The sequence below is a fragment of the Kitasatospora sp. DSM 101779 genome, from assembly GCF_025655475.1.
Taxonomy (GTDB): domain Bacteria; phylum Actinomycetota; class Actinomycetes; order Streptomycetales; family Streptomycetaceae; genus Kitasatospora.
Genome location: NZ_JAHTIK010000001.1, coordinates 5,768,334 through 5,775,910 on the forward strand (window position 1 = coordinate 5,768,334; position 7,577 = coordinate 5,775,910).

Annotated in this window: 7 protein-coding genes, 1 pseudogene and 1 riboswitch; of the genes and pseudogenes, 3 read left to right on the top strand and 5 right to left on the bottom strand. The window is 74.6% G+C overall.

Annotated elements, in window-relative coordinates; genetic code table 11:
- Together KSNIM_RS26265 and KSNIM_RS26270 are read right to left on the bottom strand one after the other, a co-directional pair.
- The coding region (locus KSNIM_RS26265; protein ID WP_411543778.1) for a prenyltransferase/squalene oxidase repeat-containing protein at positions 1 to 696 on the bottom strand (696 nt) is incomplete at its 3' end.
- Positions 697 to 803: 107 nt separating this feature from the next.
- Positions 804 to 873, bottom strand: a riboswitch (cobalamin riboswitch).
- A gap of 157 nt (positions 874 to 1,030) precedes the next feature.
- Positions 1,031 to 1,630 carry a TetR family transcriptional regulator gene (locus KSNIM_RS26270; RefSeq protein WP_411543779.1) on the bottom strand — a complete coding sequence of 200 codons (600 nt, stop codon included), beginning with the start codon at positions 1,628 to 1,630 and terminating at the stop codon, positions 1,031 to 1,033.
- A gap of 204 nt (positions 1,631 to 1,834) precedes the next feature.
- On the opposite strand from KSNIM_RS26270, the gene KSNIM_RS26275 reads away from it, so the two are divergent.
- The 3 genes from KSNIM_RS26275 to KSNIM_RS26285 are packed head-to-tail and all read left to right on the top strand — an operon-like array spanning position 1,835 to position 5,009.
- A complete protein-coding gene (locus tag KSNIM_RS26275) occupies positions 1,835 to 3,151 on the top strand; it encodes a glycosyltransferase family 4 protein (RefSeq protein WP_263105594.1) in 1,317 nt (438 codons plus the stop codon).
- Between the two features lie 50 nt (positions 3,152 to 3,201).
- Positions 3,202 to 3,936, top strand: coding sequence for a class I SAM-dependent methyltransferase (locus tag KSNIM_RS26280; RefSeq protein WP_263105595.1), 735 nt, complete (start codon positions 3,202 to 3,204; stop codon positions 3,934 to 3,936).
- Complete coding sequence (locus tag KSNIM_RS26285; RefSeq protein ID WP_263105596.1) at positions 3,933 to 5,009, top strand: prenyltransferase; 1,077 nt, start codon at positions 3,933 to 3,935, stop codon at positions 5,007 to 5,009. Before KSNIM_RS26280 ends, KSNIM_RS26285 begins: the two co-directional genes overlap by 4 nt.
- Positions 5,010 to 5,077: 68 nt before the next feature.
- Here the strand turns inward: KSNIM_RS26285 and KSNIM_RS26290 are convergent, their stop codons facing one another.
- The 3 genes and pseudogenes from KSNIM_RS26290 to KSNIM_RS26300 all read right to left on the bottom strand — a co-directional run.
- Positions 5,078 to 5,938 (bottom strand): hypothetical protein, encoded by an 861-nt coding sequence (locus KSNIM_RS26290; RefSeq protein ID WP_263105597.1) that lies wholly within the window; start codon positions 5,936 to 5,938, stop codon positions 5,078 to 5,080.
- 216 nt (positions 5,939 to 6,154) lie between these two features.
- Positions 6,155 to 7,111: an N-acetylmuramoyl-L-alanine amidase gene (locus KSNIM_RS26295; RefSeq protein WP_263105598.1), complete on the bottom strand. Its 957-nt coding sequence runs from the start codon at positions 7,109 to 7,111 to the stop codon at positions 6,155 to 6,157.
- 7 nt (positions 7,112 to 7,118) lie between these two features.
- Positions 7,119 to 7,577: pseudogene (locus KSNIM_RS26300) on the bottom strand (hypothetical protein); the annotation flags it as partial.

A 7,577-nucleotide genomic window follows, 5' to 3' on the forward strand; every position in this document is an offset into this window, starting at 1 on the left:
GGTGGTGGCCACCGGCAGCGCCCCGCCGGCGGCGGCGAGCGCGGCCTGCCCGGTCGCCAGGTCGTTCGCCTTGGCGTCGGCACCCGGCTGGTAGACGAAGCCGCCGCGCTCGGGGGCCGGGGCGGGGCAGCCGAGTTGGAAGCCGGCGAGGCCGTCCAGGGCGCTGCGGCCGGCCTTGGCGACCTGCGCCGGGTCGGCGTGCGCGGCGGTCAGCGCGCTGACCGCGAGGCCGGTGGAGTCGGCGTCGCCCGGGCCGCCCGGGTTGTACGACCAGGTGCCGTCCGCGTTCTGGTTCGCCTTCAGCCAGCCCACACCCTTGGCGACCGCGTCCTGGTGGCCGCCGAGCGCGGTGAGCGCCTGCACGGCGACGGCGGTCGCGTTGCTGTCCTCGGTCTTCGGGTCGCAGGCCGCGGCCGCGTCCGCCCGGAAGGACGGCCAGCCGCCGTCCGCGCACTGCTGGCCGGTCAGCCAGGAGACGGCGGACGCGGCCGGGACGACCTTCGCGGAGGCCAGCGCGGTCAGCGCCAGGGACTGGCGCCACACACCGTCGTAGGTGGGGTCGCCCTTGCCGTACAGCGCGGCGGGCGGGGTGACCGGGGACGGCGCCGGGGTGTCGGCCAGGGCCGGGGCGGCGGCGCCGGCGGCCAGCAGCAGGCCGGCCAGTGCGGAGGCGCCCAGGCGGGCGGCGGTGAGCATGTGAGGGTGAGCCTTTCGGTGAGCGGTGCAGCAGCCCGGCGGGGCTGCCCGTAGACCTCGACGGAACCGGGCGTGCCACGCCCGGCCGGCCGCTCGCCCCCGGCCCCGGGCAGTCCGGCTCGCCCGCCGGGCGGGCTCACGGTTGCGGGTCAGCGCCGGATTCGCACCGGCTTCCCCCGGGAGGGGCGGATGGAGTTGTCGTGCGCCCCGACTCTAACGGGCACCCGCGGGCCGCTCGCAGGAGCAGTGGTAGAACGCGTTCCAGTTCTAGGCCCTCCGCCCGAGGCGGCTCCTCAGGGGGCCGGGAGGTGCCCCCACGCGCCCCTGGCCGTCGTCACCCCGCCGGGGAGAGCAGGCGGGCCGCCGTGTGCAGGTCGGACCGCACCTCGGCCAGCGAGCTGCGGCCGGAGAGCCAGCTCAGCAGTGTCGCGTGCCAGGTGTGCCCGACCACCCGCAGCGCCGCGTGCTGCTCCGCGGTCGGCGGGCCGGGCAGCCGCGCCGCGGCGAGCACGATCTCGGACGTCAGGTCCGCCACCGCGTCCACCTCCCGCCCGACCGAGCGGTCCGCGAAGGACAGCGCCCGCACCATCGCCTCGGCCAGCCGCGGGTCGCGCTGCAGCGCGTGGAAGGCCAGCGTCAGCGTCTCGGCGACCCGCCCCGCCGGGTCCGCCGCGGTCGGCGGATGCCGCCTCACCTGCTCCTTCAGCTGCCGCAGCTGCTCCTCCATCACCGCCACCAGCAGATGCACCTTGGACGGGAAGTAGCGGTACAGCGTGCCCAGTGCGACCTCCGCGTCCTCGGCGACCTCACGCATCTGGACGGCCTCCCAGCCGCCCCGGGAGGCCAGCGCGGCGGCGGCGCGCAGGATCCCGCGGCGCCGCTCGGCCTGGCGCGGCGAGAGCCGGCGGCCGGCAGTGGTGGACACGGTCAACACAGCCCCCAGGGCGTCGACGGGACGGGACCGGGCACGTGGCGTGAATCACCATCCCCGGCCCGAACCACGAAGCTACGGGCCGGTATCTTCGAGGTCTCTCGTTGTTCACATGCCCGACGACGATGACACACTCCACCGTGAAACGTGATCTACTTTAGCCGCTGTGGCCGCCGTGCCGGGTTGAGTAGGGACAAGGGGACCAGCATGACCGCGTCGCCGCGACCGCTGCGGATCGCCCTGCTCTCCTACCGCGGCGACCCGTTCTGCGGTGGCCAGGGCGTCTACGTCCGGCACCTGTCCCGCGAGCTCGCCCGCCTCGGCCACCACGTCGACGTGATCGGCGCCCAGCCGTTCCCCGTCCTCGACGAGGTCGAGGGCCCCGGCTCCGTCCGGCTCGTCGAGCTGCCCAGCCTCGACCTCTACCGCGCCGACGACCCCTTCCGCACCCCGGCGCTCGCCGAGTACCGCGGCCCGGTCGACGTGCTGGAGTTCCTCACCATGCGCACCGGCGGCTTCCCCGAGCCGCTGACCTTCTCGCTGCGCGCCCGGCAGTTCCTCGCCCGCCACAAGGGCCGCTACGACGTCGTCCACGACAACCAGACCCTCGGCTACGGCCTGCTCGGCCTGGAGCGGCACGGCTTCCCGCTGGTCACCACCGTCCACCACCCGATCACCGTGGACCGCCGCCTGGAGCTGGAGGCCGCGACCACCGCCGTCAAGCGGCTCTCGCTGCGCCGCTGGTACGCCTTCACCCGGATGCAGAAGCGGGTCGCCGCGCGCCTGGAGCACGTCATCACCGTCTCCGCGAGCTCCGCCGCGGAGATCGTCGAGCACCTCGGCGTCGCCCCCGACGCCGTCTCGGTGGTGCCGATCGGCGCCGACACCCGGCTCTGGTCGCCCGACCCGTCGGTGGCGACGGTGCCCGGACGGATCGTCACCACCTCCTCCGCCGACGTCCCGCTCAAGGGCCTCGTCCACCTCGTCGAGGCCCTCGCCAAGGTCCGCACCGAGCGCGAGGCCCACCTGGTCGTCGTCGGCAAGCCGCAGAAGGAGGACGGGCCGGTCGCCGACGCCGTCCGCCGGTTCGGGCTGGAGCAGCACATCGACTTCCGGACGGGGCTGACCGACCGGGAGCTCGTCGACCTGTACCGCTCCGCCGAGGTCGCCTGCGTCCCCTCGCTGTACGAGGGCTTCTCGCTGCCCGCCGCCGAGGCCATGGCGACCGCCACCCCGCTGGTCGCCACCACCGGCGGCGCCATCCCCGAGGTGTCCGGCAAGGACGGCGAGACCTGCCTCGCCGTGCCGCCCGCCGACGCCGGCGCGCTCGCCGCCGCCCTCGGCCGCCTGCTCGACGACCCCGCGCTGCGAGAACGCCTCGGCACCGCCGGCCGCGAGCGGGTGCTGGCCAACTTCACCTGGCAGCGCGCCGCCGAGCTCACCGCCGAGCGCTACCGCGCCGCCGTCGCCACCGGGGCCGGGCGGCGCGCCCGCTCCGGCCGCGGCTGGCGCTACGTCCCCTGACGCTTCGCCCCACCTCCTTCAGTACAGCAGCAACGAATGGGAGCCCCGCAGTGCTGACCGTCGATTTCTCCCGCTTCCCGCTCGCCCCCGGCGACCGGGTGCTCGACCTGGGCTGCGGCGGGGGCCGGCACGCCTTCGAGGCCTACCGGCGCGGAGCGAACGTCGTCGCCCTGGACCAGAACGGCGACGAGATCGCCGAGGTCCGCAAGTGGTTCGCGGCGATGGAGCAGGCCGGCGAGGCCCCGGCGGGCGCCTCCGCCACCGCCATGGAGGGCGACGCGCTCAACCTGCCCTTCGACGACGACACCTTCGACCGGATCATCATCTCCGAGGTCATGGAGCACATCCCGGACGACAAGGGCGTGCTCGCCGAGATGGTGCGCGTGCTGAAGCCGGGCGGCCTGCTCGCCGTCACCGTGCCCCGCTACCTGCCGGAGAAGATCTGCTGGGCGCTCTCCGACGAGTACCACGAGGTCGAGGGCGGCCACATCCGCATCTACCGCGGCGACGAACTCGTCGGCAAGGTCCGCGAGGCCGGCCTGGAGCCCTACGGCACCCACCACGCGCACGCCCTGCACTCGCCGTACTGGTGGATCAAGTGCGCCGTCGGCGTCAACAACGACAAGGCGCTGCCCGTCCGTGCCTACCACCAGCTGCTGGTCTGGGACATCGTCGGCACCCCGGTGATCAGCAGCCTCACCAAGGCCGCCGAGAAGGCCCTCAACCCGGTGATCGGCAAGAGCTTCGTCGTGTACGCCTCCAAGCCGCACCGGGACGGCAAGTGACCGCGGCCGTCCCCGAGGCGCTGCTGCTCGACGGCGTCCTCGACGCCGAGCAGGCCGTCGCCACCGTCCGCTCGATCCTCGCCGACCAGCAGGCCGACGGCGCGATCCCGTGGTTCCACGGCGGGCACCTCGACCCGTGGGACCACACCGAGGCCGCCATGGCCCTCGACACCGCCGGCGAGCACGCCGCCGCCGAGGCCGCCTACCGCTGGCTGGTCGACCACCAGAACCCGGACGGCTCCTGGTACGCCGGCTACTCCTACGGCCACGGCGGCCCCGACGGCGAGGTCACCAACGCCGCCAAGGAGACCAACTTCTGCGCGTACGTCGCCGTCGGCGCCTGGCACCACCACCTGGCCACCGGCGACGACGCCTTCCTGGAGTGGATCTGGCCCACCGTCCGCCGCGCGCTCGACTTCACCGTCGGCCTGCGGCTGCCCGGCGGACCGATCGCCTGGCGCCAGGACGAGGACGGCACCGCCCCCGACGAGGCGCTGCTCACCGGCTCCTCCTCGATCCTGCACGCCCTGCGGTGCGGCCTGGCCATCGCCGAGCACCTCGAAGAGCCCCAGCCCGACTGGGAGTTGGCCGCCGGACGGCTGCGCCACGCGATCGCCCACCACCCGGAGCGGTTCCTCGACAAGGACCGCTACTCGATGGACTGGTACTACCCCGTGCTCGGCACCGCACTGCGCGGCGCCGAGGCCGAACGGCGGATCGCCCGCGACTGGGACCGCTTCGTCGTCCCCGGCCTCGGCGTGCGCTGCGTCAGCGACCGGCCCTGGGTCACCGGCGGCGAGAGCGCCGAACTCGCCCTCGCCCTCTGGGCGGTGGGCCAGTCCGACCGCGCCGTCGAGATACTTCGCTGGATCCAGCACCTGCGGCACACCGACGGCTCCTACTGGACGGGCTACGTCTTCGAGGACGACGCGATCTGGCCCGAGGAGCGCACCACCTGGACGGCCGGCGCTCTGCTGCTCGCCGTCGCCGCGCTCGGCGGCGACCACGCCACGGTGGCCGTCTTCGGCGGCGAGGGCCTGCCCGCCGGACTGGTCGTCAACGACTGCTGCTGAATTGCGCGCACGACGTCGAAGGGGCGGTACCCGGCCGGGTACCGCCCCTTCGACGTCGTGCCGCTCCGTCAGCCGCGCTGGATGCCGGAGGTGTCGGCCAGCACGCCGTGCGAACCGTCCGGCAGCTGCGCCACCAGCGCCGCGCCGCGCTGCTCGACCGCCAGGTACCAGGTGCCCGGAACGAGCTCGCCGACCGGCGGACCCGCCGGGTTCTCCTTGTTCGCCAGCTGGCGGACGGCCGGAACCGCGAACCAGAACTGCTGGAACGGCGCGGCCTGGACGGCGTCCTGCACCGGCTGCGGGGCAGGCTGGGCCGCGCCCGGGTAGCCGTAGCCGCCGGCCTGCTGCTGCTCCGCACCGAAGCCCGGGGCCGGCACGGCGCCCGGCTGCCCGGCCTGCGGGTAGCCGTACTGGCCGGGCTGGCCCGCCCCCTGCGGGAACGCCTGGTACGCCTGCTGGGCGGGCACGGCCGGCTTGTCCGTCAGCAGCGGCCCCTGCAGGGCCGGCACCAGCGGGCCCGCGGCCGCGGCACCGGCCAGCACCAGCGCGGCCAGCAGGCCGAGCCAGGCGCCGAAGCCGTGGCTCACGCCGTCGCCGCCGCCACCGATCGCCCACAGCGCCGACCACAGCGTCGCGACCGACAGCGCGGTGCCCCACTGGTCCAGGCGCAGGCCGAGGACCTGCCGGGTGGCCGAGGCCTCGCCCTGCAGGCGGTGCACCAGGATCAGCGCCGCCGCGACGATGCCGAGCAGGAACGCCGACGGCAGGATCGGGAAGAGCGAGGCCTTCCACGCGTTCTGGCTGTCCGAGGTGCACCGGCCGGCGATGCAGAACTCGACCGTCAGGTAGGGCAGGAAGGACGCGATGAAGAGCAGTACGGCCGCACCTGCGACGGCGGCGTCTCCCCGCGTGAGAGCGCGCAGATTCACTAACGTTCCCCTCGTTGGTGTGTCGTGGACTGCGTGTCGGGGCGGTCGGCTGACCGGTACGGGACGTCCCCGGACTGCTAGAGCCTAGGGCCCGGGCCGTTCGCTGTGCACAGCGCCCCGGGGGATACCCCCGATTTCGTTGCCAAATCGCCGTGACTCCAGGTCAGCGTACGACCGGCGGGCGGGCCGGAGCGGCCCCGCGGACCGCGCGCGCCGTCACGAGCCCGGGGCCAGGAAGGCGGTCACCGCCTCCGCGATCCCCTCGGCGGCCTTCTGCCGCCACTGCGGGTCCGTCATGTGCTGGGCGTCCGCTGCGTTGCGCATGTTGCCGCACTCGATGAACACCTTCGGGACCCGCGACAGGTTGAGGCCGCCCAGGTCCGTACGGGTGTCCAGGCCGTCCTTGCCGATGTAGTCGGCGTACGGCTGGCCGGTCGCCTGCCGGAAGGCGTCCCGTAGCTCCACGCCCAGCCGGTGCGAGGGGTCGACGATCGCCGAGGTGTCGGCCTGCCCCGCGATCACCTTCCCCGGCATGATCACGTGGAAGCCGTGCGCACCGGACGGCGCGCCGTCGGCGTGCACGGACACCGCCGCGTCCGCCTTCGCCTGGTTGCCGATCCGGGCCCGCTCGTCGATGCACGGCCCGAACGGCCGGTCGCCGTCCTGGGTGAGCACCACGCTGGCGCCGCGCTGCCGCAGGATCTCCCGCGCCCGGTGCACCACGTCCAGCGTGTACGCGGCCTCGCTGTAGCCCGCGTTGGTCGCCGTGCCGGTGGTGTCGCACTCCTTGCGGGTGTTGCCGATGTCCACCTGCTGGTTGATCTCGGTGGTGTGCTTGGCGTTGCCCGGGTTGTGCCCCGGGTCCAGCAGCACCGTGCGGCCGTTCAACGGCCCCGAGCCGGTCGGCGCCGAGGCGCTCGGCGCGGGCCCGCCCGCCGCCGGGGAGGAGGCGGGGGCCGGCTCCGACGGGGCGGGCTCCGGAGCCGGGTCAGCAGCCGTGCCGGCCGAGGCGGCGGGCGCGGCCGCCGGACGGGAGCCGTCGGCCAGCGCCTGCCAGCCGAACCAGCCGCCCGCGCAGAGCGCGGGCACCGTGCAGACGAGCACGGCGATGCCGAGGCGGCGGGCGCGGCGGGGGCGCTCCGGGTACTGGGGGTCGCTGGTGGTGCCGGTCACGGGTGGTTCAGATCCTGTCCCAGGTGCGCTCGGTCAGACCGTAGGTCTTCGCGATGGCGTTCCATTTCGCCACGAAGTCCTTCTTGGACTGGGTGGCCTGCGGATTGAGGTCGTTGGCGCGCTTCTTGTCCGCCGTGTTCGGGGCGGCGCTGCCGGAGCAGCCCTGGCTCGCCACGGTACGGGCCCAGGCCGCGTACGCCCGGTCGATGTCGCCCGAGGTCTGCCAGGCGGACTTCAGGGTCTGCGCGGCCTCCGCGCCGCCCGGCAGGGCGCCGAGGTCCAGCTTGCCGAGGTCGGCGACCAGCTGGTCGCGCTGCGCGGCACCGTCGTCGAAGACCTGCGCGGCGCTCGTGATCTCCGACTTGTCCGGGCAGCTCGTCACCTTCGCGACCGCGCTGCCGATCGGCGCCTTCGCGCTCTCGCCGCGGGCCAGCAGCCCGTCCAGCGCCTTCGCCTGCCCCTCCGC